At 57.3% G+C, this 23,684-nt stretch carries 21 protein-coding genes; 6 read left to right on the forward strand and 15 right to left on the reverse strand.

Annotation, left to right across the window (positions count from 1 at the left end; all coding sequences use genetic code 11):
- Position 1 precedes the first annotated feature (1 nt).
- The 8 genes from nuoH to ACQUTP_RS06800 form a co-directional block, all read right to left on the reverse strand.
- Entirely contained in the window at positions 2-979 is a 978-nt protein-coding gene (gene nuoH, locus ACQUTP_RS06765; protein ID WP_002913156.1) for an NADH-quinone oxidoreductase subunit NuoH, read from the reverse strand.
- Positions 976-3,702: an NADH-quinone oxidoreductase subunit NuoG gene (gene nuoG, locus ACQUTP_RS06770; protein WP_151628821.1), complete on the reverse strand. Its 2,727-nt coding sequence runs from the start codon at positions 3,700-3,702 to the stop codon at positions 976-978. Before nuoG ends, nuoH begins: the two co-directional genes overlap by 4 nt.
- 33 nt (positions 3,703-3,735) lie before the next feature.
- Positions 3,736-5,073 (reverse strand): NADH-quinone oxidoreductase subunit NuoF, encoded by a 1,338-nt coding sequence (gene nuoF / locus ACQUTP_RS06775; protein WP_002913158.1) that lies wholly within the window; start codon positions 5,071-5,073, stop codon positions 3,736-3,738.
- Entirely contained in the window at positions 5,070-5,570 is a 501-nt protein-coding gene (nuoE, locus tag ACQUTP_RS06780; protein WP_002913160.1) for an NADH-quinone oxidoreductase subunit NuoE, read from the reverse strand. The genes nuoF and nuoE overlap by 4 nt, the downstream gene beginning before the upstream one ends.
- Positions 5,571-5,572: 2 nt before the next feature.
- Positions 5,573-7,381: an NADH-quinone oxidoreductase subunit C/D gene (gene nuoC / locus ACQUTP_RS06785; RefSeq protein ID WP_004201746.1), complete on the reverse strand. Its 1,809-nt coding sequence runs from the start codon at positions 7,379-7,381 to the stop codon at positions 5,573-5,575.
- An 87-nt stretch (positions 7,382-7,468) separates the two neighbouring features.
- The gene (nuoB, locus tag ACQUTP_RS06790) at positions 7,469-8,143 is read right to left on the reverse strand and encodes an NADH-quinone oxidoreductase subunit NuoB (RefSeq protein WP_002913178.1); all 675 of its coding nucleotides are present in this window, start codon (positions 8,141-8,143) and stop codon (positions 7,469-7,471) included.
- Between the two features lie 15 nt (positions 8,144-8,158).
- On the reverse strand, positions 8,159-8,605 hold the full coding sequence (gene nuoA, locus ACQUTP_RS06795) for an NADH-quinone oxidoreductase subunit NuoA (RefSeq protein ID WP_002913181.1): 447 nt from the start codon (positions 8,603-8,605) through the stop codon (positions 8,159-8,161).
- Positions 8,606-9,255: 650 nt separating this feature from the next.
- On the reverse strand, positions 9,256-10,182 hold the full coding sequence (locus ACQUTP_RS06800; protein ID WP_004201747.1) for a LysR family transcriptional regulator: 927 nt from the start codon (positions 10,180-10,182) through the stop codon (positions 9,256-9,258).
- Positions 10,183-11,057: 875 nt separating this feature from the next.
- On the opposite strand from ACQUTP_RS06800, the gene alaA reads away from it, so the two are divergent.
- Both alaA and yfbR read left to right on the forward strand, forming a co-directional pair.
- On the forward strand, positions 11,058-12,275 hold the full coding sequence (gene alaA, locus ACQUTP_RS06805) for an alanine transaminase AlaA (RefSeq protein WP_004201748.1): 1,218 nt from the start codon (positions 11,058-11,060) through the stop codon (positions 12,273-12,275).
- An 81-nt stretch (positions 12,276-12,356) separates the two neighbouring features.
- Entirely contained in the window at positions 12,357-12,956 is a 600-nt protein-coding gene (gene yfbR, locus ACQUTP_RS06810; protein WP_004201749.1) for a 5'-deoxynucleotidase, read from the forward strand.
- Positions 12,957-13,001: 45 nt separating this feature from the next.
- Here yfbR and ACQUTP_RS06815 read toward each other — a convergent pair whose 3' ends face one another.
- The 4 genes from ACQUTP_RS06815 to yfbV all read right to left on the reverse strand — a co-directional run bounded on the left by ACQUTP_RS06815 (position 13,002) and on the right by yfbV (position 16,619).
- Positions 13,002-14,834 carry an SLC13 family permease gene (locus tag ACQUTP_RS06815; RefSeq protein WP_004201750.1) on the reverse strand — a complete coding sequence of 611 codons (1,833 nt, stop codon included), beginning with the start codon at positions 14,832-14,834 and terminating at the stop codon, positions 13,002-13,004.
- Between the two features lie 76 nt (positions 14,835-14,910).
- A complete protein-coding gene (locus ACQUTP_RS06820; RefSeq protein ID WP_004201751.1) occupies positions 14,911-15,570 on the reverse strand; it encodes a sugar phosphatase in 660 nt (219 codons plus the stop codon).
- Between the two features lie 11 nt (positions 15,571-15,581).
- A complete protein-coding gene (locus ACQUTP_RS06825) occupies positions 15,582-16,076 on the reverse strand; it encodes a YfbU family protein (RefSeq protein WP_004201754.1) in 495 nt (164 codons plus the stop codon).
- Between the two features lie 87 nt (positions 16,077-16,163).
- Complete coding sequence (gene yfbV / locus ACQUTP_RS06830) at positions 16,164-16,619, reverse strand: terminus macrodomain insulation protein YfbV (protein ID WP_002913194.1); 456 nt, start codon at positions 16,617-16,619, stop codon at positions 16,164-16,166.
- Positions 16,620-16,957: 338 nt separating this feature from the next.
- Here yfbV and ackA point away from each other — a divergent pair, with 338 nt between their 5' ends.
- Both ackA and pta read left to right on the forward strand, forming a co-directional pair.
- Positions 16,958-18,160 (forward strand): acetate kinase, encoded by a 1,203-nt coding sequence (ackA, locus tag ACQUTP_RS06835; RefSeq protein WP_004201756.1) that lies wholly within the window; start codon positions 16,958-16,960, stop codon positions 18,158-18,160.
- A 190-nt stretch (positions 18,161-18,350) separates the two neighbouring features.
- Entirely contained in the window at positions 18,351-20,498 is a 2,148-nt protein-coding gene (gene pta / locus ACQUTP_RS06840) for a phosphate acetyltransferase (protein ID WP_004201759.1), read from the forward strand.
- 89 nt (positions 20,499-20,587) lie between these two features.
- On the opposite strand, the gene yfcD is transcribed toward pta, so the two are convergent.
- The 3 genes from yfcD to yfcF are packed head-to-tail and all read right to left on the reverse strand — an operon-like array spanning position 20,588 to position 22,449.
- Positions 20,588-21,139 (reverse strand): NUDIX hydrolase YfcD, encoded by a 552-nt coding sequence (yfcD, locus tag ACQUTP_RS06845; RefSeq protein WP_002913197.1) that lies wholly within the window; start codon positions 21,137-21,139, stop codon positions 20,588-20,590.
- Between the two features lie 57 nt (positions 21,140-21,196).
- Entirely contained in the window at positions 21,197-21,748 is a 552-nt protein-coding gene (yfcE, locus tag ACQUTP_RS06850) for a phosphodiesterase (protein ID WP_004201761.1), read from the reverse strand.
- 56 nt (positions 21,749-21,804) lie between these two features.
- Positions 21,805-22,449 carry a glutathione transferase gene (yfcF, locus tag ACQUTP_RS06855; RefSeq protein ID WP_428902362.1) on the reverse strand — a complete coding sequence of 215 codons (645 nt, stop codon included), beginning with the start codon at positions 22,447-22,449 and terminating at the stop codon, positions 21,805-21,807.
- Positions 22,450-22,618: 169 nt separating this feature from the next.
- Between yfcF and yfcG the strand changes: the two genes are divergently transcribed.
- Together yfcG and folX are read left to right on the forward strand one after the other, a co-directional pair.
- Positions 22,619-23,248, forward strand: a complete 630-nt coding sequence (yfcG, locus tag ACQUTP_RS06860; RefSeq protein WP_428902363.1) for a GSH-dependent disulfide bond oxidoreductase — start codon at positions 22,619-22,621, stop codon at positions 23,246-23,248.
- A gap of 65 nt (positions 23,249-23,313) precedes the next feature.
- Positions 23,314-23,676 carry a dihydroneopterin triphosphate 2'-epimerase gene (gene folX, locus ACQUTP_RS06865; protein ID WP_002913200.1) on the forward strand — a complete coding sequence of 121 codons (363 nt, stop codon included), beginning with the start codon at positions 23,314-23,316 and terminating at the stop codon, positions 23,674-23,676.
- The last annotated feature ends 8 nt before the right edge of the window (positions 23,677-23,684 follow it).

Below are 23,684 nucleotides of genomic sequence, written 5' to 3' on the forward strand. Positions count from 1 at the left end.
CTTATTGCGCCTGCCAGAGAATGACAGCCGCCGTTACCAACAAGTTGACCAGCGTTAACGGCAGGCATACCTTCCAGCCAAAGGACATTACCTGGTCATAGCGCGGACGCGGTAATGATGCGCGGATCAAAATGAACATCATCATGAAGAACGCGGTTTTCAGCGCGAACCAGATGAAAGGAGGTAACCACGGGCCATTCCAGCCGCCGAAGAACAGTGTGACGATCAGCGCTGAAACGGTGACGATACCGATGTATTCACCCACGAAGAACAGACCGAACTTCATGCCGGAGTATTCAATGTGGTAACCATCGGCCAGCTCCTGCTCCGCTTCCGGCTGGTCGAACGGGTGACGGTGACACACCGCCACGCCGGCGATGGCGAACGTCACGAAGCCGAAGAACTGCGGGATAACGTTCCACAGATGCGCCTGGTTGTTGACGATATCGGTCATGTTGAATGACCCCGCCTGCGCCACCACGCCCATCAGGGAGAGGCCGAGGAACACTTCGTAGCTTAGGGTCTGCGCGGAAGCACGCATCGCCCCCAGCAGGGAGTATTTGTTGTTGCTCGACCAACCGGCGAACAGCACCGCGTAAACCGCCAGGCCTGCCATCATCAGGAAGAACAGGATCCCGATGTTCAGGTCAGCCACCACCCACGTCGGGCTGACCGGCACGATAGCGAAGGCCAGCAGCAGCGAGGTAAAGGCGATAACCGGCGCCAGAGTAAAGATCACGCGATCGGAAAAGCGCGGGATCCAGTCCTCTTTAAAGAACATCTTGATCATGTCGGCGACCAGCTGCAGCGAACCGCCCCAGCCCACCCGGTTTGGCCCGTAGCGGTTCTGGAACAGACCGAGCAGACGACGCTCGCCGAAGCTCATGAACGCGCCGCAGGTGACCACCACCAGCAGAATGACCACGGCCTTCAGGATGCTTAACAGAATGTCGATAAGATCCGGCGTTAACCAGCTCATGCTTTCGCCTCCTGCAGTGAATCAATACGCGATCCGGTCAGTACCGGCGCAATGCCCGGCATGCCCATCGGTAAGCCAACCTGTCCTGCGGTCAGACCTTCAGAGATAACCAGCGGCAGACGCAGGGTCTGGCCTTCCACGCTAAAGGAGAGCATCGCCCCGGCGTTGACGCCAAGCTTCGCGGCATCCGCCGGGTTCAGCTTGATGTACGGCTCAGGCATCCGGCTCTGGAACACCGGCGCGCGCTGTGACAACTCATCGCTGCCAAACAGGTGATAATAAGGTGCGATACGCCATTTCCCCTCTTCCGCCTGGAAGCTGGCCGGCACCGCCGTGAAGTATTCCAGCCCGCTGGCGGAAGCTTCAAACAGGCGGACGCCCGGATCGCCATGGCGCAGTTTCCCGCCCACTTCATCCTGGAACTTGTTCCATGCCTGCGGGGAGTTCCAGCCCGGCGCCCAGGCGAACGGGATCTGCGAACGCGGGGCAGACGGCTGGTTGTTCCCTTCCATGGAGAAGGCGAACATCGTGTCTTTATCCTGCGGCTGACGCGGCTCGTGGACGCTGATGTTAGCGCGCATCGCCGTGCGGCCGCTGTAGCGGTGCGGTTCACGCGCCAGTTTCTGCCCACGAATGCGGAAGGTCGCATCCGGCGCGGCATCTTTTATGCCCGCCAGCTGCGGCAGTGCGGCAATCGCGGCATCGATAACGTGGTCCAGCTGCGTCCAGTCAACCTGACGGTTGTTAACGGTGCTGTGCAGAGAATGCAGCCAGCGCCAGCTTTCCAGCATCACGGTTTTCGCGTCGTAGTAGGCCGGGTCGTAGACCTGGAAGAAACGCTGGGCGCGGCCTTCGTTGTTCACCACGGTACCGTCGCTTTCCGCAAAGCTTGCTGCGGAGAGCACCAGGTGCGCTTTGTCCATAATCGCCGTGCGCTGATGGTCAACCACCATCACCAGCGGCGCTTTGGAGAGCGCTGCGTCGACGCGGGCGGCGGAAGCATGACGGTGAAGGTCGTTTTCCAGCACGATAACTGCGTCTGCGGCGCCGCTTTCCAGTTCGTCGAGCGCCTCCTCGAGCGAGCCGCCGCCGATCATACCCAGACCGACGCTGTTCACTGCGCGGGCAACCATGGTCACGCCGACGTCGGCGCCACGGCCTTTCAGGGCTTTCGCCACGTTAGCAGCGGCCTGGATGATCTCCATGCTGCCGGCGTTGGTCCCGGAAATAATCAGTGGTTTTTTCGCCCCGGCCAGCGCCTGGACGATGACATCGACTTTACCCTGCAGTTCGCGGCTCAGGCCATCAACCGCCGGCGCGCTGTCATCCAGCGCATGGGCGATAGCGAAGCCCAGACGCGCCTGATCTTCCACCGGCGCGCGGTAGGTCCACGCCGCGATGTCATCGAGGCGAGTGTCGTCGATATTAGTGACAAATAACGGATGCTTGGCACGCTGTCCGATGTTGAGAATTGCCGCAATCTGCCAGTCGGCCACTTTCTGTGCCGCCGCCATTTCGCGTGCTTTCCCTTTCACCGCCTGACGCACCGCCAGCGCGACGCGCGCGCCGGTCTGGGTAATGTCTTCGCCCAGCACCAGTACCGCGTCGTAGGATTCGATATCGCGCAGGCTTGGGGTGTGGATCCCACCTTCGCGCAGCACTTTCAGCATCATCTGCAGGCGCGCTTGTTCGCCTTTGGCGATGCCGGTATAGAAGTTGTCGGCGCCCACCAGCTCGCGCAGCGCGAAGTTGCTTTCAATGCTGGCGCGCGGGGAGCCGATGCCGATCACTTTCTTCGACTGGCGCAGGATATCCGCCGCCCCCTGCATCGCCTGTTCGGCGTTGAGCGCGATCAGATCGTCGCCGCGGCGCTGAACCGGCTGACGCGGACGGTCTTTCAGGTTTACGTAGCCATAGCCGAAACGACCGCGGTCGCAGAGGAAGTAGCGGTTAACGGTACCGTTATAGCGGTTTTCGATACGACGCAGCTCGCCATAGCGTTCGCCCGGGCTGATGTTGCAGCCAATGGAACACTGCTGGCAGATGCTCGGCGCAAACTGCATGTCCCACTTACGGTTATAACGCTCAGAGTGCGTTTTATCAGTGAAGACGCCGGTCGGGCAGACTTCCACCAGGTTGCCGGAGAATTCGCTTTCCAGGGTGCCATCTTCCGGGCGGCCGAAGTAGACGTTGTCGTGGGCGCCATAGACGCCCAGATCGGTGCCGTCGGCATAATCTTTGTAGTAGCGCACGCAGCGGTAGCAGGCGATGCAGCGGTTCATTTCGTGAGAAATAAACGGCCCCAGATCCTGGTTGCGGTGGGTACGCTTGGTAAAACGATAGCGGCGGAAGCTATGGCCGGTCATCACCGTCATATCCTGCAGGTGGCAGTTGCCGCCCTCTTCGCAGACCGGGCAGTCGTGCGGGTGGTTGGTCATCAGCCACTCCACCACGCTTTCGCGGAACTGCTTCGCTTCGCCGTCGTCGATAGAAATAAAGGTGCCGTCGGATGCCGGAGTCATACAGGACATCACCAGGCGACCACGCGTGTCTTCCGCGTTCTGATATTGCTTCACCGCACACTGGCGGCAAGCACCGACGCTCCCTAGCGCCGGATGCCAGCAAAAGTAGGGAATATCAAGCCCAAGAGAGAGACAAGCCTCCAGCAGGTTGTCCGCTCCGTTGACCTCGTATTCTTTGCCGTCTACATGAATCGTAGCCATTAGCGTGCTTCCAAAAATAAAAAAACCTTTAGATTACCAGCGCGTCTTAAGCAGGTTCGGCTGAATCCCGTTGATTGCATGGGTATTGCTGAACTGCTGCTTAATGCCAGCCTCGAATTCTTCGCGGAAATATTTAATCGCGCTCTGCAGCGGCTCAACCGCGCCCGGCGCGTGCGCGCAGAAGGTTTTCCCTGGGCCCAGGAATCGACACAGTTGCTCAAGCGTTTCGATATCGCCAGGCTGACCTTCGCCGCGCTCCAGGGCGCGCAGGATCTTCACGCTCCACGGCAGACCATCGCGGCACGGCGTACACCAGCCACAGGACTCGCGGGCAAAGAACTCTTCGAGGTTGCGCACCAGCGAGACCATGTTGATCTCGTGGTCAACGGCCATCGCCAGCGAGGTGCCCAGACGGCTGCCCGCTTTACCAATGCTTTCGAACTCCATCGGCAGATCGAGGTGCGCTTCGGTGAGGAAGTCGGTCCCTGCCCCACCCGGCTGCCAGGCTTTAAACTTCAGGCCATCGCGCATACCGCCGGCGTAATCTTCAAGGATCTCGCGGGCAGTGGTGCCGAACGGCAGCTCCCAGACGCCCGGGTTCTTCACGCGGCCGGAGAAGCCCATCAGCTTGGTGCCGGCATCTTTACTGGTGGAGATGTTCTGGTACCACTCGACGCCGTTAGCCAGAATCGCCGGCACGTTGCACAGGGTTTCCACGTTGTTGACGCAGGTCGGCTTACCCCACACGCCGGAGCTCGCCGGGAACGGCGGCTTGGAGCGCGGGTTAGCGCGGCGGCCTTCCAGGGAGTTGATCAGCGCCGTCTCTTCGCCGCAGATATAGCGTCCTGCCCCGGTGTGGACAAACAGCTCGAAGTCAAAACCAGTGCCGAGGATATTTTTCCCCAGCAGGCCCGCCTCGGTGGCTTCGGCAATCGCGCGGCGCAGATGCTGGGCCGCTTCGATATACTCTCCGCGCAGGAAGATGTAGCCGCGATAAGCCTTCAGCGCAAAGGCGGAGATCAGCATGCCTTCCACCAGCAGGTGCGGGAGCTGCTCCATCAGCAGGCGGTCTTTATAGGTGCCCGGCTCCATCTCATCGGCGTTACACAGCAGGTAACGGATGTTCATGGATTCGTCTTTCGGCATCAGGCTCCACTTCAGACCGGTGGAGAAGCCCGCGCCGCCGCGCCCTTTCAGGCCAGCGTCTTTTACCGCCGTGACGATCTCGTCCGGCGCCATGCCGGTCAGCGCTTTTCGCGCCCCTTCATAGCCATTTTTGCTGCGATACTCGTCCAGCCAGACCGGCTGCTTGTCGTCGCGCAGGCGCCAGGTGAGCGGATGCGTTTCCGCAGTACGAATTACGGTTTTCATTTGTACTGCTCCAGCAGGTCAGGAATTGCCTCCGGCGTCAGATGGCTGTGAGTGTCCTCATCAATCATCATGGTCGGTCCCTTGTCGCAGTTGCCCAGGCAGCAGGTCGGCAGCAGGGTAAAGCGGCCATCAAAGGTGGTCTGCCCTGGCTTGATGTTCAGCTTCTTCTCGATGGCGGCCTGAATCCCCTGATAGCCGGTAATGTGACACACCACGCTGTCGCAGTAGCGGATCACGTGACGGCCAACCGGCTGGCGGAAAATTTGGCTATAGAACGTCGCCACGCCTTCGACGTCGCTGGCCGGGATGCCCAGCACATCGGCAATGGCGTAGATCGCGCCATCCGGCACCCAGCCGCGCTGTTTCTGAACGATTTTCAGCGCTTCGATGGACGCCGCACGCGGGTCTTCGTAGTGGTGCTTCTCGTGCTCAATAGCCTCACGCTCTGCCGCACTCAGCTCAAAAGCCTCGGTTTGTGGTTGTTGATTCTCGTGCATAATTAGCGGTCCACGTCTGACATAACAAAATCGATACTACCCAGATAGACGATCAGGTCGGATACCAGGCTGCCGCGGATCGCCGACGGGATCTGCTGCAGGTGCGCAAAGCTCGGCGTGCGGACGCGGGTACGGTAGCTCATGGTGCTGCCGTCGCTGGTCAGGTAGTAACTGTTAATCCCCTTGGTCGCCTCAATCATCTGGAAGGATTCGTTGGCCGGCATGACCGGGCCCCACGATACCTGCAGGAAGTGGGTGATCAGGGTTTCGATATGCTGCAGCGTGCGCTCTTTCGGCGGCGGCGTGGTCAGCGGGTGATCCGCTTTGAACGGCCCTTCCGGCATATTGTCGAGGCACTGCTGAAGAATGCGCAGGCTCTGGCGCAGCTCTTCGACTTTCAGCATCACGCGGGTGTAGCAGTCAGAAACGCCACCGCCGGTCGGGACTTCGAAGTCGAAATTTTCGTAGCCAGAATAAGGACGCCATTTACGCACGTCGAAGCCGATACCTGTGGCGCGCAGGCCTGCGCCGGTGGTGCCCCACTCCAGCGCCTCTTTGGCGGTATAGGCTGCCACGCCGACGGAACGGCCCTTCAGAATGGTGTTGCGCAGGGCGGCTTTTTCATAGGAGTCCAGACGCTTCGGCATCCACTCGAGGAACTCACGCAGCAGACGATCCCAGCCGCGCGGCAGATCGTGCGCGACGCCGCCGATGCGGAACCACGCCGGGTGCATACGGAAACCGGTGATCGCTTCCACCAGATCGTAGATTTTCTGCCGATCGGTAAAGGCGAAGAAGACCGGCGTCATCGCGCCGACGTCCTGAATAAAGGTTGAGATATACAGCAGGTGGCTGTTGATGCGGAACAGTTCGGAGAGCATCACGCGGATCACGTTGACGCGATCCGGCACGGTGATCCCGGCCAGTTTTTCTACGGCCAGCACGTACGGCATCTCGTTGACGCAGCCGCCAAGGTATTCGATACGGTCGGTGTACGGGATGTAGCTGTGCCAGGACTGGCGCTCGCCCATCTTCTCGGCGCCGCGGTGGTGGTAACCGATATCCGGCACGCAGTCGACGATCTCTTCGCCATCCAGCTGCAGAATAATGCGGAAGGCACCGTGCGCGGACGGGTGGTTCGGACCGAGGTTGAGGAACATGAAGTCCTCGTTGTCGGTGCCGCGTTTCATGCCCCACTCTTCCGGTTTGAAAGTCAGCGCTTCCATCTCCAGATCCTGTTTGGCTTTGGTCAGCTCAAACGGATCGAATTCGGTGGCGCGCGCCGGGTAGTCTTTACGCAGCGGGTGGCCTTCCCAGGTCGGCGGCATCATGATGCGACGCAGATTTGGGTGGCCATCAAAGGTAATACCAAACATTTCCCAGGTTTCACGCTCATACCAGTTGGCGTTGGGGAACAGTTTGGTGAAGGTTGGCAGATGCAGATCGTTTTCAGACAGCGCCACCTTGAGCATGATGTCGCGGTTGCGGTCGATGGAAATCAGGTGATAGAAAACGGAAAAATCCGCGGCGGGCAGGCCATCGCGGTGCGTGCGCAGACGTTCGTCCATACCGTGCAGGTCAAACAGCATCACGTAAGGCTTCGGCAATTTCTTCAGGAAATCACCCACCTCAAGCAGCTGCTCGCGCTTGACCCATACCACCGGTACGCCGGTGCGGGTTGGCTGAACGGTAAAGGCATCCGGCCCAAAGCGGTTGCGCAGTTCGCCGATCACCGGGTCATCAAGGTGATCGCGGGTTTGCCAGGCTGGTGCGGCGTCATGCGCGGTTAAATCGGTCATATTGTTCACCATTGCAAAAGGTCCGTGGTGACTGCCGGGCGAGACTTCGCGCTGTTGTAGATTGATTTGCGAAGTGTTTCTCCCGCCCGCAGGCGCAAATTAAATCTCGTCCGGCGTCCGCAGATTGGTCACTGCAATACGTTCGCCGCGTTTACGCTCGCGTTCCGACTGCATATTGGCGCGATAGACGCCCTGATCGCCAACCACCCATGAGAGCGGACGACGTTCTTTACCAATGGACTCCTGCAGCAGCATCAGCGCCTGCATATAGGCCTCCGGACGCGGCGGGCAGCCCGGGATGTACACATCGACCGGGATGAATTTATCCACGCCCTGGACGACGGAATAGATGTCGTACATGCCGCCGGAGTTCGCGCAGGCGCCCATGGAAATCACCCACTTCGGCTCCAGCATCTGATCATAGAGACGCTGAATCACCGGTGCCATTTTGGTGAAGCAGGTTCCGGCGACCACCATCAGGTCCGCCTGACGCGGAGAGGCGCGCAGAACTTCGGCCCCAAAGCGCGCAACGTCATGCACCGCAGTGAATGACGTCACCATTTCCACATAACAGCAAGAAAGGCCGAAGTTATACGGCCAAATTGAGTTCTTACGGCCCCAGTTCACCATGTCATGCAGCGCGTGTTCGAGTTTCCCCATATACACGCTTTTGTTGACTTCCTGCTCCAGGGGGTCGGTAACGATCTCCTGTTTCTGCAGGGGGTAACGGTCGTTCTCACCGTTAGGATCTATGCGGGTGAGCGTATAATCCATCTTATTGCCTCGCTTTTACTGCATATGACGGTTAGTGGGACTGTCTGTTTCCGGGTTAACCAGCGTGCGACGGGAACGCGCAGGCGTCCAGTCCAGTGCGCCGATGCGAACGAGATAAACCAGACCAGCCAGTAGCACTAAAATGAAAATTGCGGCTTCCACAAAGCCGACCCAACCGCTCTCGCGGATGGAGGTCGACCATGCGTAGAGATACAGGGCTTCCACGTCGAAGATAACGAAGAACATGGCAACCAGATAAAACTTCGCAGAAAGACGTAAGCGGGCCGAACCAACGGAGTCGATCCCCGATTCAAACGGCGTGTTTTTGCTACGCGCGCGCGCGCGGCCGCCAAGGTACCAGCCGCCGACGAGCATCAGGCAGCACAGGCCGATAGCGATGATGAGAAATATAGCGAATGCCCAGTGATGAGCGATGACTTCAGTGGATGTTGACATACGCATTGCTTAACCAAAAAAGTGTAGCGCCAAAACCCTCTGCTCTTACTGGCAGATGAACGCCACAGCGTTTCACGGGAGGAATAAAAAATAACCGTGCAAAAAAGCGTCCCTGGAAGATGTGAGAAGCCCAGATGCCGTGGCTTTTTACCCCTTTCTTTAACCTTTTGTCAACTTTAACAAAAGTTTTCATAACATTAATTTACATTGGAATCTTTTCATTAACATTAAATGCCCTTTTATGCGAAATAACCTTGCATACTGTTCGGTTTTAGTGTTGTTGAATCGTGTCCGTTTCCGTCGTAAATCAAAAATCCCTGCTATTTTGACAGGATTTAGCCTCGATTCCTCCCCCCAAAGAGGGGTATTTTCTTGATCTGCGACACGGTTTTGTTAATTACCCCAGGAAATCGGCAACAATCCATCCGGTTTTTTAACATTAGCAGGAAGTGTTGAAAGTGCTGGGAAAAGTCGGCAAGGTGAGCGCCAGGTCACGCCAATATGCTGATTTTCTTGCAAAGAAATAAAAAAAAGATTCAAAACATCAATAATAGTGCAAAAAAAAGAGCCACCAGACGGGAAACCCACCCTTGAGGCTCTTTTTGGGCACTTACATTCTGTTACCAGTTTTTGTGATCTTTGTTAGCAAAATAACCTCACAAAATGAAGGTGCTTCCTCCCTCTTCCGGAGTAAGTGCCGGCCCGGCGCGCCAGGGATCGCTCTCCTGGCTCAGAGACTGAAAAATCGCCTGCGGTAGTTCGCCCACCGTCTGCGGATTGCAGCTAACGACGTACCGGGTATCCGGCAGGACCGGCAGGCCATCGCTGATGCCGGCCACGCGCAAATCCGGGCTCATCATTTCGACCGGACGCGCGGTGACCCCCAGCCCGGCTTTCACCGCCGCTTTCACCCCGGAGAGCGACGAGGCGCCGTGAGCCAGATGCCAGGAGACGCGGGCAGCCTCCAGCGCGGCGATGATGTCCTCACGGAACGGGCCAGGCTCTTCGAGCAAGATGAGGGGGATCGATTCCCCTTTCGCCAGCACGTAGTCCGCTGCACAGTACCAGAGGGTAGGCGACGTTCTCAGCGTGAAAGCGGTAAAACCGGGAAGCTGATGGGTGGTTAATGCCAGATCGACCTCCCCCGCGCTCAGCATCGCCATGATGACGGCATGGGGATGGACTTTAATCTCCAGCGTCATTCTGGGATAGAAGCAGCCGATGCGGTTTAAAAGAAACGGCAGGATAGTATCAGCGGTTTCTTCCGACGCGCCGATGGTCAGTCCCCCCTGCAGGCTGCCATACATCAGCGACATGCAGGCTTCATCGTTAAAGCGCAGGATTTTGCGGGCATAGCCCAGCAACTGGATGCCCTGCTCGGTCAGCAGTTTATTGCGTCCGTGACGAGCGAAAAGCTCCTTGCCAACCAGTTGCTCCAGGCGTTGCATTTGCTGGCTGACCGCGGACTGGGTACGACACACTGCGGCGGCGGCGGCGGCGAAGGTGTTCAAATCAGCGACTGCTACAAAGGTGCGCAGCAGATCGAGATCGAGGTTGAGTATCGGACGTGTTGTATTAATCATCTTTCTTCACTTACAGGTGGCTAACGCTGACCTGCCTTGTTGATGCTTTACGCCAGGTTTCCGGCTATTCCCTGAGCCTCGTGCTCACCGTCTGATGGCGGATAAACAACTGGACGAACGTTATTACATGCCAAAGTACTCGTCTGAGCAAATGCGCAGAACACCGGAGTAATATATTGTTCGTATTTCTCATTATTATTTATTACCACGGCCAGCCAGGCGTCTTACGTCGCCCCGGAAAATCGCGCAGTAGTGGTGAGAAAGCCTCTCTTTCGCCGGACTTCTTTTTGGCGAACGACGAACAATAAAATCCTGTAATAACAATATATTAAATATCAATTCAGCCATAATTCATGCCGACTACCACTGATATTAACGGCGATATTCTAACCGATTCCCATCCTTTTTATAAGCCTTAATAAGGATTAACTGAGATAATTTTAAATTTTTTTCAACATTTTATATAAATTAACAAACCTCAGATTATTACCTGTCAAAAATAATAATAATGCGCTTACGCGCAGTTTTTTATTAAAATTATTTAACATCAAAATTACAAATCAACCGCTATGAGATTAAGAATAGCGTTTTCTAGCCGCCCCCCATTCTCCAGCGCCCCGTTTACCTAACCAACAAACCAGATAAATGATGGTAAAAAAGGCACTACATCAACATAGACGACCGAAAAAATGCCATGAAAAGGCATAAACAATAGGAAAAACCAGCAACCAACAGATAAATCAATTACGCTTAAAATCCTGCATTAGCAAAATCTTCTCCTGCAAAGCCTTCAAAACAGCGGGGAGGCGGAGTACATTGTTCCGTGCTGACTTCCACGGCAGGGAGTGGCGATAACAGCTAAAAGGTCAAGATTCATGTCCCCCATCGAAAAATCCAGCAAGTTAGAGAACGTCTGTTATGACATCCGCGGACCGGTTCTGAAAGAAGCGAAACGTCTTGAAGAAGAAGGCAATAAGGTTCTGAAACTGAACATCGGCAACCCGGCACCCTTCGGCTTCGAGGCCCCTGACGAGATCCTCGTCGACGTCATCCGCAATCTGCCTACCGCCCAGGGATACTGCGATTCGAAAGGATTGTACTCGGCGCGTAAAGCTATCATGCAGCATTACCAGGCGCGGGGAATGCGCGATGTCACCGTGGAAGATATTTACATCGGCAACGGCGTGTCCGAGCTGATTGTGCAGGCGATGCAGGCGCTGTTAAACAGTGGCGATGAGATGCTGGTTCCCGCTCCGGACTACCCGCTGTGGACGGCGGCGGTGTCTCTTTCCAGTGGTAAAGCGGTGCACTATCTGTGTGACGAATCCTCTGACTGGTTTCCGGATCTTGACGATATCCGCGCCAAAATCACGCCTCGCACCCGCGGGATCGTGATCATCAACCCCAACAACCCCACCGGCGCGGTCTACTCCAAAGAGCTGCTGCAGGAGATCGTGGAGATCGCCCGCCAGCACAACCTGATTATTTTCGCCGATGAGATCTACGACAAGATCCTCTACGACGAAGCCCAGCATCACTCGATTGCCGCTCTGGCGCCGGATCTGCTGACGGTGACCTTCAACGGACTGTCGAAAACTTACCGCGTCGCCGGCTTCCGTCAGGGCTGGATGGTGCTGAACGGCCCGAAAAAACACGCGAAAGGCTATATCGAAGGACTGGAAATGCTGGCCTCGATGCGTCTGTGCGCCAACGTGCCGGCCCAGCATGCTATCCAGACCGCGCTGGGCGGCTACCAGAGTATCAGCGAATTCATCATTCCCGGCGGGCGTCTGTATGAACAACGCAACCGCGCCTGGGAGCTGATCAACGATATTCCGGGCGTCTCCTGCATGAAGCCAAAAGGCGCGCTGTACATGTTCCCGAAAATTGACGCCAAACGCTTCAATATTCACGACGACCAGAAAATGGTGCTCGATTTCCTGCTGCAGGAGAAAGTGCTGCTGGTGCAGGGTACTGCCTTTAACTGGCCGTGGCCGGATCACGTGCGTATTGTGACCCTGCCTCGCGAAGACGACCTGGAGATGGCGATCTCCCGCTTTGGCCGCTTTCTCTCCGGCTACCATCAGCTTTAGTCGTGCTGCCGCCGGCATTTGCATCCGGCGGCGATCCCTGCGCACAATGGAACCCGATGTTGTCACTGATTAAGGGTCCCTATGAGTCAGAGTCATTTCTTTGCCCACCTCTCCCGTCTGAAACTGATTAACCGCTGGCCGCTGATGCGCAACGTGCGCACCGAAAATGTCTCCGAGCACAGCCTGCAGGTGGCGATGGTCGCCCACGCGCTGGCGGCGATTAAAAACCGCAAATTTGGCGGCCAGGTCAACCCAGAGCGTATCGCCCTGCTGGCGATGTACCACGACGCCTCCGAGGTTTTAACCGGTGATCTCCCTACCCCAGTGAAATATTTTAATTCACAGATTGCTCAGGAATATAAGGCGATTGAGAAAATCGCCCAGCAGAAGCTGGTGGATATGGTGCCTGACGAGCTGCGCGATATTTTCGAACCGCTGATTGACGAGCATCATTACAGTGAGGAAGAGCAGTCGATCGTCAAACAGGCTGACGCCCTCTGCGCCTACCTGAAATGCCTCGAAGAGCTGTCGGCGGGCAACAACGAATTTCTGCTGGCCAAAGGCCGTCTGGAAAAAACGCTGGCGTCGCGGCGCAGCGCGGAGATGGATTACTTTATGCAGGTGTTTGTCCCGAGCTTCCAGCTGTCGCTGGATGAAATCAGCCAGGATTCGCCGCTGTAATTTTTCAGGCCGGGCAGCGGTCGCCCCCTACCCGGCCTGCATCTCTTAAAACGGGAAGAGCACCGGGATCAGCAGAACGCAGACCACCATCACCAGCACGGTAAAGGGCACGCCGATTTTGACAAAATCGCTAAATGAGTACTTACCCGGGCCAAGCACCAGAGTATTAACCGGCGAAGAGACCGGGGTCATAAACGCCGCCGAAGCCGCCATCGCCACCACCATGGCAAAGGGATACGGCGACACACCCATCGACTTCGCCGCCGCCAGGGCAATAGGCGCCATCAGCACCGCGGTGGCCGTGTTAGAGATAAACAGGCCTATCGCCGCGCACATCACAAACAGGCAGCCGAGCATCAGATAAGGCCCCTCGCCTCCGGCGACGTCCATTAGTCCCTTAACCACCAGATCCACCCCACCGGTTTTCTGCAACGCCAGGGCGAACGGCATCATCCCGACAATCAGAATGATGCTCGGCCAGTGGATCGCCTTGTAGGCGCTTTCGGCGTTGATACAGCGGAATTTGCCCATCAGCAGACAGGCGATGATCGCGGCGATGGGGTTGGGGATTTCATCCGTCAGCATCAGGGCCACCATCAGGACCAGACAGAAAATCGCGTGCGGAGCCTGGCTGTGGGCCGGCGAAGCGTCATCGACCTCAACCGGCATATTGAGCACCACGAAATCCCGGCCGCGCTTCGCCAGCAGGGCAATTTGCCGCCAGTTGCCGACCACCAGCAGAATATCGCCGAGCTGCAGCGGCTCATCGACCACGGAACCATCCATCGCCTTGCCATCGCGCTTCATGCCGACGATATTGAGACCAAACCGGGTGCGGAAGGCTATCTCACGCACCGTTTTGCCTATCATCTCTGAATCCGGGATCAGCGCCACCTCCGCCATCCCCACATCCAGCGCCTGATCGGCAAAATACTCCCCGCGCAGCACCATCGGCTCGAGCATTTGCTCGCCGCAGAACTGGCGCAAGTCGACATCGGAGGCAGACATATCGATCAGCAGGACGTCGCGGGCGCGAAATTCCGAGACCCCATTAACGTTAACAATCACCCGACGGAACCGCCGCCAGCGCTCAACGCCGATGACGTTGGCACAGTAGCGCTCACGCAGCTTTAAATCATCCAGCCGCTGACCGATCATCGGCGAACCGGGTCGGATCGCCAGCCGGCGGGCGCGGCCGGTGAGGTGATATTCGCGGATCAAATCGCGAAAGGTACTTCTTTTTCGCCCATCGCGCGCGGAATCGCCATTATCCGTCTTCAGCATAAAGCGCACCGCCAGCATATAGACGATGCCCAGGATCAGCACCACCAGGCCAATCGGCGTGACGCTGAAAAAACTGAAGCCGTGCAGTCCTTCGCGCAGCAGTTCACTGTTGACCACCAGGTTGGGCGGCGTCGCCACCAGGGTCATCATCCCGCTGATAAGCCCGGCGAAGCTCAGCGGCATCATCAGCCGCGAGGGTGAGGTATTCATCCGCGCCGAGACGCTAAGGACCACCGGAATGAAAATGGCGACCACGCCGGTGGAGCTCATAAACGCGCCCAACCCGGCGACGGTGAGCATCAGGTAGATCAGCATTTTGGTTTCGCTGTTGCCTGCCACGCTAACCAGCCAGGCGCCCATCTTGGTGGCCACCCCGGTACGCACCAGGCCGTCGCCGATAATAAACAGGGCGGCAATCAGGATCACGTTAGGATCGCTGAACCCGGAAAAAGCTTCAGTCAGCGTCAGCGTGCCGCTGAGGACAAAGGCGACAATGACCATCAGGGCGATAGCATCCATGCGCACCTTACCGGTAGCAAACAGCACAACCGCGATGGCCAGGAGGGATAAAACCCAAATCAATTCACCGTTCACAACGTTTCCTTGTCACAAGTGGGAGTCGACATAGTGGCATAAAAAAGCCCCGACGACGCGGGGCGAAATCATGGGTTTACGCTTTAAGACGCACATTTACCACGCCGTCAGTCTGGCGTTCAACCACCAGATCTTCCAGGCTGCTCAGCACGAGGTCGGCTTCATCCCGACGGGGGGCATCGGCGGGCACGTTGACCGCGATAGTGCGACAGCCGGCCGCCAGTCCGGAGAGGAGCCCCGCCGGCGCGTCTTCCACCACCGCGCACTCCCCGGCAGGCAGACCCAGCCGCTCGGCGCCCAGCAGATAGGCGTCCGGCGCCGGCTTGCCATGCTTCACCTGCTCAGCGGTGACAAACACCTCCGGCATCGGCAGGCCCGCCGCGCGGTGACGCGCATGGGCAACCGGAATCGAGCCGGAGGTGACAATCGCCCACGGGATCCCGGCCTCATTGAGCGTATTCAGCAGGGCTAACGCCCCCGGTAGAGCGACGATGCCTTCGATATCAGTGGCTTCCATCTGCTCGAGATAACGGAATTCGGCCTGGATATCCTCCTCGCTGCGACCCGGCATAAAATGGCGAATGGAGGTAATGGCCTGCTTGCCGTGAATAAAACTGAGAATTTCATCATGGTCAATGGCGAAACGATCCCCCCATTTGCACCATGAACGCTCCACCACCGGCAAGGAATCCACCAGCGTCCCGTCTAAATCGAACAGGAAACCTTTACACTGCACGGGCACCTCCCTCAGGCATTGATGATTTGGTTAATTTCGTTACTGCTCAGATGATACTGGCGTGGGCAGGCGTGCCAGACGCTCAGCATCCGCTGATATTTCTCCCACATCGGGGTCTGCGAGTTAAAGCCATGGGTGCCGGCGTCAAAGTGGCTGTAACGGCCTTCAACGTTGACCATAAAGCGCACGTAGCCGAGAAAACGCGCTTCGGTGGCGGCATCAAATCCGAGGAAGGTGACCCGACGCTCGTCGATACCCGCCGCATCTTTCAGGTTGGTCCAGGAGACGTGTAGCGCGTGGTACATCTCCATGATGTCGATTACGGTACGGCAGGTTTCTTCCGTCAGCTGGCCGAACTCGCGGTCCAGTTCACGCATCTGCAGCCCATACCCACGCTCAATGATGGTTTGCAGACGACGGTAGCGCTCCGCATTGTCCGGGTCGAGCATCGTCATCATCTTGTACTGATTGGATAAAATCAGACGCTGCGCATTGGTCATTTCCATGTTGTGACTCCTGTAGCACGGTAGGGCGTGAAATAAAGAAGGCGCATAAATCATGCGCCTTCTTTTATATGCGTTTTCCGTAGTGAATTACAAATCATCAAGGAAAGTTTTATCGAGTTGTTTGAAGGCGCGCTTAAGCGTGTCAGCCAACGCCTGATAATCGGGCTTGCCTTCGACAGGCGCCAGCGCCTGCCCCGCCTCCTGCAGTTTGCCGCGTACTTCGTAGAACCAGTTAAGAATGGAAGGCGGCAGCGGCGTCACTGAACGTTTACCCAACCACCATAACCCCTGCATCGGCAGGCTCAGTGCAAACAGCGCGGTGGCCACGGCGGGCCCCAGCTGGCCGCCCAGCGCTATCTGCCAGCAGAGGGTGAAAATGGCGATCGGCGGCATGATGCGGATGGCGTAGCGGGTGGCACGAATGATGCGGTTTTCAATAAATACCGGCGCGAGGCGCTTGTCGAGAGGCCAGGTCTTCGCGTAGTGCTGCCCGCGGTTGAACAAGCTAAAGAAGCTAACGGGGCGTTTCTCAGGGGTCGACATGGCTTTACCTCAACTTTACATATAAAACTTAAAAAATTCGTGCAAAACACCAACTATGCATGACATCGTTCAAAAGATTTTGGCAAAGGATGCCGCAATCAGGTATCCTGTGCCCGCCTGAAAGGGCGGATAGACTCTTTTGCCAGGCTAGTCAAATTATCGCATATTCTGCCATTGGCTGAAAATTATGCAAAATGGCATAAAATCAAATGTACTTATCTCATCGTGCCTGAAAACAGAACAAGGCATGATGTTAATCATAAATGTCGAGGTCATCCTGCGCTACGCTAATGACACACTGACGTTTTTTTAGCCACGTATCATAAAAAGGTACTTCCATGTCGAGTAAGTTAGTACTGGTTCTGAACTGCGGTAGCTCCTCTCTGAAATTTGCTATCCTTGACGCCGTTAACGGCGACGAATACCTGTCCGGTTTAGCGGAATGCTTCCACCTGCCAGAAGCCCGTATCAAATGGAAAATTGACGGCGGCAAACAAGAAGCCGAATTAGGCGCGGGCGCCGCGCACAGCGAAGCACTGAACTTTATCGTTAACACTATTCTGGCACAAAAACCAGAACTGTCTGCTCAGCTGACCGCAATTGGCCACCGTATCGTCCACGGCGGTGAAAAATACACCAGCTCCGTCGTCATCGACGAGTCCGTGATTCAGGGCATTAAAGACGCGGCGTCCTTCGCACCGCTGCACAACCCGGCACATCTGATCGGCATCGCTGAAGCGCTGAAATCCTTCCCGCACCTGAAAGACAAAAACGTGGCAGTATTCGATACGGCGTTCCACCAGACCATGCCGGAAGAATCCTATCTCTACGCCCTGCCGTACAGCCTGTACAAAGAGCACGGCGTTCGTCGTTACGGCGCACACGGCACCAGCCACTTCTACGTGACTCAGGAAGCCGCTAAGATCCTGAACAAGCCGGTTGAAGAGCTGAACATCATCACCTGCCACCTTGGCAACGGTGGTTCGGTTTCCGCTATTCGTAACGGCAAATGCGTTGACACCTCCATGGGTCTGACCCCGCTGGAAGGCCTGGTGATGGGTACCCGCTCCGGCGATATCGATCCGGCAATCATCTTCCATCTGCACGACACCCTGGGCATGAGCGTTGACGCCATCAACAAAATGCTGACCAAAGAGTCCGGCCTGCTGGGCCTGACCGAAGTCACCAGCGACTGCCGCTACGTGGAAGACAACTACCAGGAAAAAGCCGACGCTAAACGCGCGATGGACGTCTACTGCCACCGCCTGGCGAAATACATCGGCTCCTACACCGCGCTGATGGACGGCCGTCTCGACGCCGTGGTCTTCACCGGTGGCATCGGTGAAAACGCCGCGATGGTGCGTGAGCTGTCGCTGGGCAAACTGGGCGTACTGGGCTTCGAAGTTGACCATGAGCGTAACCTGGCTGCCCGCTTCGGCAAGTCTGGCTTCATCAACAAAGAAGGCACCCGTCCTGCCGTGGTTATCCCGACCAACGAAGAGCTGGTCATCGCGCAAGACGCCAGCCGTCTGACCGCATAATTCCACACCGCCAGCCCTGACCCGCAATACTTCGCGCTGCAGGAAGGCGGCGACACAGCAGATCCCCGGCGCATACGCGACCGGGGTGAGCAAGTAGAGCCAACGCACGTGCAACGTGGAGTATGACGGGTCGCTGGTGGTGCTGTTTTGTATCCCGCCTGATACTGGCGGTAACGAAAGAGGATATACCGTGTCCCGTACTATCATGTTAATTCCTACCGGTACCAGCGTAGGTCTGACCAGCGTCAGCCTCGGTGTGATCCGCGCTATGGAACGCAAAGGCGTTCGTCTGAGCGTCTTTAAACCTATCGCCCAGCCGCGCTCCGGCGGCGATGCCCCGGACCAGACCACCACCATCGTTCGCGCCAGCTCCTCCACCACCACCGCTGCTGAACCGCTGAAGATGAACCACGTTGAATCTCTGCTCTCCAGCAATCAGAAAGATGTGCTGATGGAAGAGATCATCGCTAACTATCACGCGAACACCCAGGACGCGGAAGTGGTGCTGGTGGAAGGCCTGGTGCCGACCCGTAAGCATCAGTTCGCCCAGGCGCTGAACTTTGAAATCGCCAAAACCCTGAACGCGGAAATCGTCTTCGTCATGTCGCAAGGCACCGATACGCCAGAACAGCTGAACGAGCGTATTGAACTGACCCGCAACAGCTTTGGCGGCGCGAAAAACACCAGCATCACCGGCGTTATCATCAACAAACTGAACGCGCCGGTCGACGAGCAGGGCCGTACCCGTCCTGACCTGTCGGAAATTTTCGACGACTCATCCAAAGCGAAAGTCGTGAAGATCGACCCGGCTCAGCTGCAAAAAGGCAGCGCGCTGCCGGTGCTGGGCGCCGTACCGTGGAGCTTCGATCTGATCGCCACCCGCGCGATCGACATGGCCCATCACCTGAATGCGACCATCATCAACGAAGGCGATATCAACACCCGCCGCGTGAAATCCGTGACCTTCTGCGCGCGCAGCATCCCGCACATGCTGGAGCACTTCCGCGCAGGTTCGCTGCTGGTTACTTCCGCAGATCGTCCTGACGTGCTGGTTGCCGCCTGCCTGGCAGCGATGAACGGCGTGGAAATCGGCGCCATCCTGCTGACCGGCGGCTATGAAATGGACGCGCGCATCAGCAAGCTGTGCGAACGCGCCTTCGCCACCGGCCTGCCGGTGTTTATGGTCAACACCAACACCTGGCAGACCTCCCTGAGCCTGCAGAGCTTCAACCTCGAAGTACCGGTTGACGATCACGAGCGCATTGAGAAAGTTCAGGAATACGTTGCCAACTACATCAACGCCGACTGGATCGAATCGCTGACCGCGACCTCCGAGCGCAGCCGTCGTCTCTCTCCGCCAGCCTTCCGCTACCAGCTGACCGAGCTGGCGCGCAAAGCCGGCAAACGCGTCGTTCTGCCGGAAGGCGACGAGCCGCGTACCGTGAAAGCTGCAGCCATCTGCGCCGAACGCGGGATCGCCACCTGTGTGCTGCTGGGCAACCCGGATGAGATTAACCGCGTTGCAGCAGCGCAGGGCGTTGAGCTGGGCGCCGGTATCGAAATCGTCGACCCGGAAGTGGTGCGCGAAAGCTACGTGGCTCGCCTGGTCGAACTGCGTAAGAACAAGGGCATGACCGAAGCCGTCGCCCGCGAGCAGCTGGAAGATAACGTGGTTCTCGGCACCCTGATGCTGGAACAAGACGAAGTCGATGGCCTGGTGTCCGGCGCGGTACACACCACCGCCAACACCATTCGTCCGCCGCTGCAGCTGATCAAAACCGCACCGGGCAGCTCGCTGGTCTCTTCCGTGTTCTTCATGCTGCTGCCGGAACAAGTTTATGTTTACGGCGACTGCGCGATCAACCCGGATCCGACCGCAGAGCAGCTGGCGGAAATCGCGATTCAGTCCGCTGACTCCGCGATTGCCTTCGGCATCGAACCGCGCGTGGCGATGCTCTCCTACTCCACCGGTACTTCCGGCGCGGGTAGCGATGTAGAAAAAGTCCGCGAAGCGACCCGTCTGGCGCAGGAAAAACGTCCTGACCTGATGATCGACGGCCCGCTGCAGTATGACGCCGCGGTGATGGCTGACGTCGCGAAATCCAAAGCGCCGAACTCGCCGGTAGCTGGCCGCGCGACCGTGTTCATCTTCCCGGATCTGAACACCGGTAACACCACTTACAAAGCGGTACAGCGCTCTGCCGACCTGATCTCCATCGGGCCGATGCTGCAGGGTATGCGCAAGCCGGTCAACGATCTGTCTCGTGGCGCGCTGGTTGACGATATCGTCTACACCATCGCACTGACCGCGATCCAGTCAGCTCAGCAGCAGAAGTAATCGCCCGCTGAGAGAAAGCAAAAGGCAGCCAGATGGCTGCCTTTATTTGTCAGGAGGCGAACAGCAGTTGCTGCCACGCGTTAGCGCGTTTATTCGCGCTCGCTCTCTTCCGCGTCATCATACTCGTTGCCGGCGTTACGGGTCATCCACAGCGCCAGCGCTTTCAGCGAGTCGGGCGTGAACTCATCGCAGCGGGCGGTGATCTCTTCCGGCGTTAACCAGCACACCTCGCTCACCTCCTCTTCCTGCAGGGCAAACGGCCCGTGGGAGACGCAGCTGAACAGGCTTCCCCAGACGCGGCAGAATTTATCTTCGTAGTAGAACTGGCCGTGATCGGCAAACGGCACCCCGGCGATGCCTAACTCCTCTTCTGCCTCGCGACGGGCCGACTCCAGCAGCTGCTCATCAGCCTGCACGACGCCGCCGGCGGTGGCATCCAGCATGCCCGGATGAAAGTCTTTTGTCTCGGTGCGTCGCTGCACCAGAATTTTCCCCATTCCGTCGTGAACGACGATATAGGTCGCCCGGTGGCGCAGGCACTGCGCGCGCATCTGCTCGCGGCTGGACTGTGCTATCACCTCATTGTTTTCATTAACAATATCGACCCATTCTGTGCTTGCCAAATGATTCTGTTCCGCCATCAGGAAACCTTACTTTAAAAGCGCTCTTGCGGCGCGTCTTTATGATTGAGGGCTAAATTACGGGTAAATTGCGACCTCTGCAATAACCTGATTATCATTGAGTGCTAAAACCTGCAGACGCCCCTCATCCAGTAGCCCATAGCTGGCGGAATATCCCCCTTTTGGGATACTCACTGAGCCTGGATTAAACAGAGAGAACGCCCCGCGTTTTTCAGCAACCGGAATATGAGTATGGCCATACGCCAGGACATCGCCAGCGGCAAGTGGTGGCAAATTGTCCGGGCTATAAAGATGACCGTGGGTCAGAAACAAGCGGTAGCCTTCGCCAAGCACCTGCTGCCAGGGCGCGGTCATGGGAAAACGAAGCAGCATTTGATCCACTTCGCTGTCGCAGTTACCGCGAACCGCAATGATGCGCTCCGCCACGCTGTTCAGCCGCTCGGCCACCTCCGCCGGCGCATAGCCTTCCGGCAGCGCGTTGCGTGGCCCGTGATTAAGCACATCGCCGAGGATGATCAGCCACCTGGCGCCACTTTGCGCGAACCGCTCAAGCACGCGTTCCGTCGCAGGTAGCGAACCATGAATATCGGAGGCAAACATCAGCTTCATAGGTTCCATCTCCACTGGTTACGATGCCTCTATGATAGCGGAAGCGCGGCGGGTTATCAGCCTCCGCGTTTGGCGGAAAGCGCCGCGTAACGCTGGATTGAGGCCCGCTGCCACTGGAAAGTCGCATAATCCGCCAGCGCCTCCGGCACCTCATCGCCATTAAGAACCAGACGATTGAGCATCAGCGCCAGGTCGGCATCGGCAATAGACCATTCGCCGAATAAATTTTGCCCGCCGTGGGCCAGCAGCGTGGTAGCGGTGGCAAACAGTTTTTCCGCCGACCGCTTGCCTGCCTCGCTGAGCGCCGGCATTTTCACCCCGCCAAACACCACGGCGGTGGATCGCTCTTCACGAATGGGCACCAGATCGCTGCGTAGCCAGGCCTGGATCTGCCGGGCGCGGGCCCGCTTTTGCAGATCGTGTGGATAAAGGCGCTCCCACTCAGGCGGCGCGAAACGCTCATCCAGATATTCGGTAATCGCCGAAGACTCGCTCAGCGCGAAATCGTCAACCTCCAGCAGCGGTACGCGACGGGTGGCAGTATAGCCCGTCCAGCCGGCCTGCAGATGTTCGCCGCTGCCCAGGTCGATGGTTTTAAGGCTAAAAGGCAGGCTCTTTTCCTGCAGCGCGACATAAACAGACATCACGTGCGGTGAGAAAAAATCGGCATCGGACCACAGGGTAATCACAGGCTGGCTCATAACTTCCTCAGGGTTGGTAGACAGGGCAATAAACCAACATAGCCTGTCTTACCGGCGATGTCACTGCTCGTCCGCTGCGTGGCTGGCGCCCCGCTCGCGGATTTTTTCCCGGGTCGCGCAGCTTCACCTATACTCGATCAGTTTGCGACCCACGACGGCGGGAAATATTATGATCGATCTCTACTATGCACCCACCCCAAACGGCCACAAAATCACCCTGTTTCTCGAAGAGGCGCAGCTGGCCTATCGGCTAATTCGGGTCGATATTGGCAAAGGGGAGCAGTTTCATCCGCAGTTTATGGCGATTTCGCCGAATAACAAAATTCCAGCTATCGTCGACCACATGCCTGCCGACGGCGGCGCGCCGTTGAGCGTCTTCGAGTCCGGCGCCATCCTGCTCTATCTGGCGGAAAAAAGCGGCAAGCTGCTGAGCGGGGAGCTGCGGGCGCGCTATACCACCCTGCAGTGGTTGTTCTGGCAGGTCGGCGGCCTGGGGCCGATGCTGGGGCAAAATCAGCATTTTTCCCACTCAGCGCCGCAAACCGTGCCCTACGCGATTGAGCGTTTTCAGGTGGAAACCCAGCGACTCTATGGGGTACTGAATCACCGCCTGGGATCCAGCCCGTGGCTGGGCGGGGACCACTACAGCATCGCCGACATCGCCGCCTGGCCCTGGGTGAACTGCCATGTCCGCCAGCGGATCGATCTGGCGAACTATCCGGCGGTGCATAACTGGTATGAGCGCATTAAGCTGCGGCCGGCGACGGTGGAAGCGATGCTAAAAATTCAGCCTTATTAACCCCCTGCTCGCCCGTCGCGCTTTGTTGTATGATTGCAGGACTTAAACCACGGAGGAAGCCTGCAATGTCTCAACCAGACGCCATTATTCGTATTAAGAACCTGCGCCTGCGTACTTTTATTGGTATTAAAGAGGAAGAGATCGCCAACCGCCAGGATGTGGTAGTGAATGTGGCCATTCACTACCCTGCCGATAAAGCGCGCGACAGCGAGGACATTAATGATGCGTTGAACTACCGCACCATTACCAAACGCATCATTAGCCATCTTGAGAATGGTCGTTTCTCGCTGCTGGAAAAATTAACTCAGGATGTGCTGAATATCGCATGCGAACATCACTGGGTCACATATGCTGAAGTGGAGATCGATAAACTTCACGCGCTGCGCTATGCCGACTCGGTATCCATGACCATGAGCTGGCGGCGCTAACCATGTCA

Source organism: Klebsiella sp. 2-CIP_Kleb. (genome assembly GCF_050378715.1).
Lineage (GTDB): Bacteria > Pseudomonadota > Gammaproteobacteria > Enterobacterales > Enterobacteriaceae > Klebsiella > Klebsiella quasipneumoniae.

What these genes read in the sequence shown, in the direction of transcription:
- nuoH (WP_002913156.1), bottom strand. Translation starts at nt 979, where the DNA reads ATGAGCTGGTTAACGCCGGATCTTATCGACATTCTGTTAAGCATCCTG.
- nuoG (WP_151628821.1), bottom strand. Translation starts at nt 3,702, where the DNA reads ATGGCTACGATTCATGTAGACGGCAAAGAATACGAGGTCAACGGAGCG.
- nuoF (WP_002913158.1), bottom strand. Translation starts at nt 5,073, where the DNA reads ATGAAAACCGTAATTCGTACTGCGGAAACGCATCCGCTCACCTGGCGC.
- nuoE (WP_002913160.1), bottom strand. Translation starts at nt 5,570, where the DNA reads ATGCACGAGAATCAACAACCACAAACCGAGGCTTTTGAGCTGAGTGCG.
- nuoC (WP_004201746.1), bottom strand. Translation starts at nt 7,381, where the DNA reads ATGGTGAACAATATGACCGATTTAACCGCGCATGACGCCGCACCAGCC.
- nuoB (WP_002913178.1), bottom strand. Translation starts at nt 8,143, where the DNA reads ATGGATTATACGCTCACCCGCATAGATCCTAACGGTGAGAACGACCGT.
- nuoA (WP_002913181.1), bottom strand. Translation starts at nt 8,605, where the DNA reads ATGCGTATGTCAACATCCACTGAAGTCATCGCTCATCACTGGGCATTC.
- ACQUTP_RS06800 (WP_004201747.1), bottom strand. Translation starts at nt 10,182, where the DNA reads ATGATTAATACAACACGTCCGATACTCAACCTCGATCTCGATCTGCTG.
- alaA (WP_004201748.1), top strand. Translation starts at nt 11,058, where the DNA reads ATGTCCCCCATCGAAAAATCCAGCAAGTTAGAGAACGTCTGTTATGAC.
- yfbR (WP_004201749.1), top strand. Translation starts at nt 12,357, where the DNA reads ATGAGTCAGAGTCATTTCTTTGCCCACCTCTCCCGTCTGAAACTGATT.
- ACQUTP_RS06825 (WP_004201754.1), bottom strand. Translation starts at nt 16,076, where the DNA reads ATGGAAATGACCAATGCGCAGCGTCTGATTTTATCCAATCAGTACAAG.
- yfbV (WP_002913194.1), bottom strand. Translation starts at nt 16,619, where the DNA reads ATGTCGACCCCTGAGAAACGCCCCGTTAGCTTCTTTAGCTTGTTCAAC.
- ackA (WP_004201756.1), top strand. Translation starts at nt 16,958, where the DNA reads ATGTCGAGTAAGTTAGTACTGGTTCTGAACTGCGGTAGCTCCTCTCTG.
- yfcD (WP_002913197.1), bottom strand. Translation starts at nt 21,139, where the DNA reads ATGGCGGAACAGAATCATTTGGCAAGCACAGAATGGGTCGATATTGTT.
- yfcE (WP_004201761.1), bottom strand. Translation starts at nt 21,748, where the DNA reads ATGAAGCTGATGTTTGCCTCCGATATTCATGGTTCGCTACCTGCGACG.
- yfcF (WP_428902362.1), bottom strand. Translation starts at nt 22,449, where the DNA reads ATGAGCCAGCCTGTGATTACCCTGTGGTCCGATGCCGATTTTTTCTCA.
- yfcG (WP_428902363.1), top strand. Translation starts at nt 22,619, where the DNA reads ATGATCGATCTCTACTATGCACCCACCCCAAACGGCCACAAAATCACC.
- folX (WP_002913200.1), top strand. Translation starts at nt 23,314, where the DNA reads ATGTCTCAACCAGACGCCATTATTCGTATTAAGAACCTGCGCCTGCGT.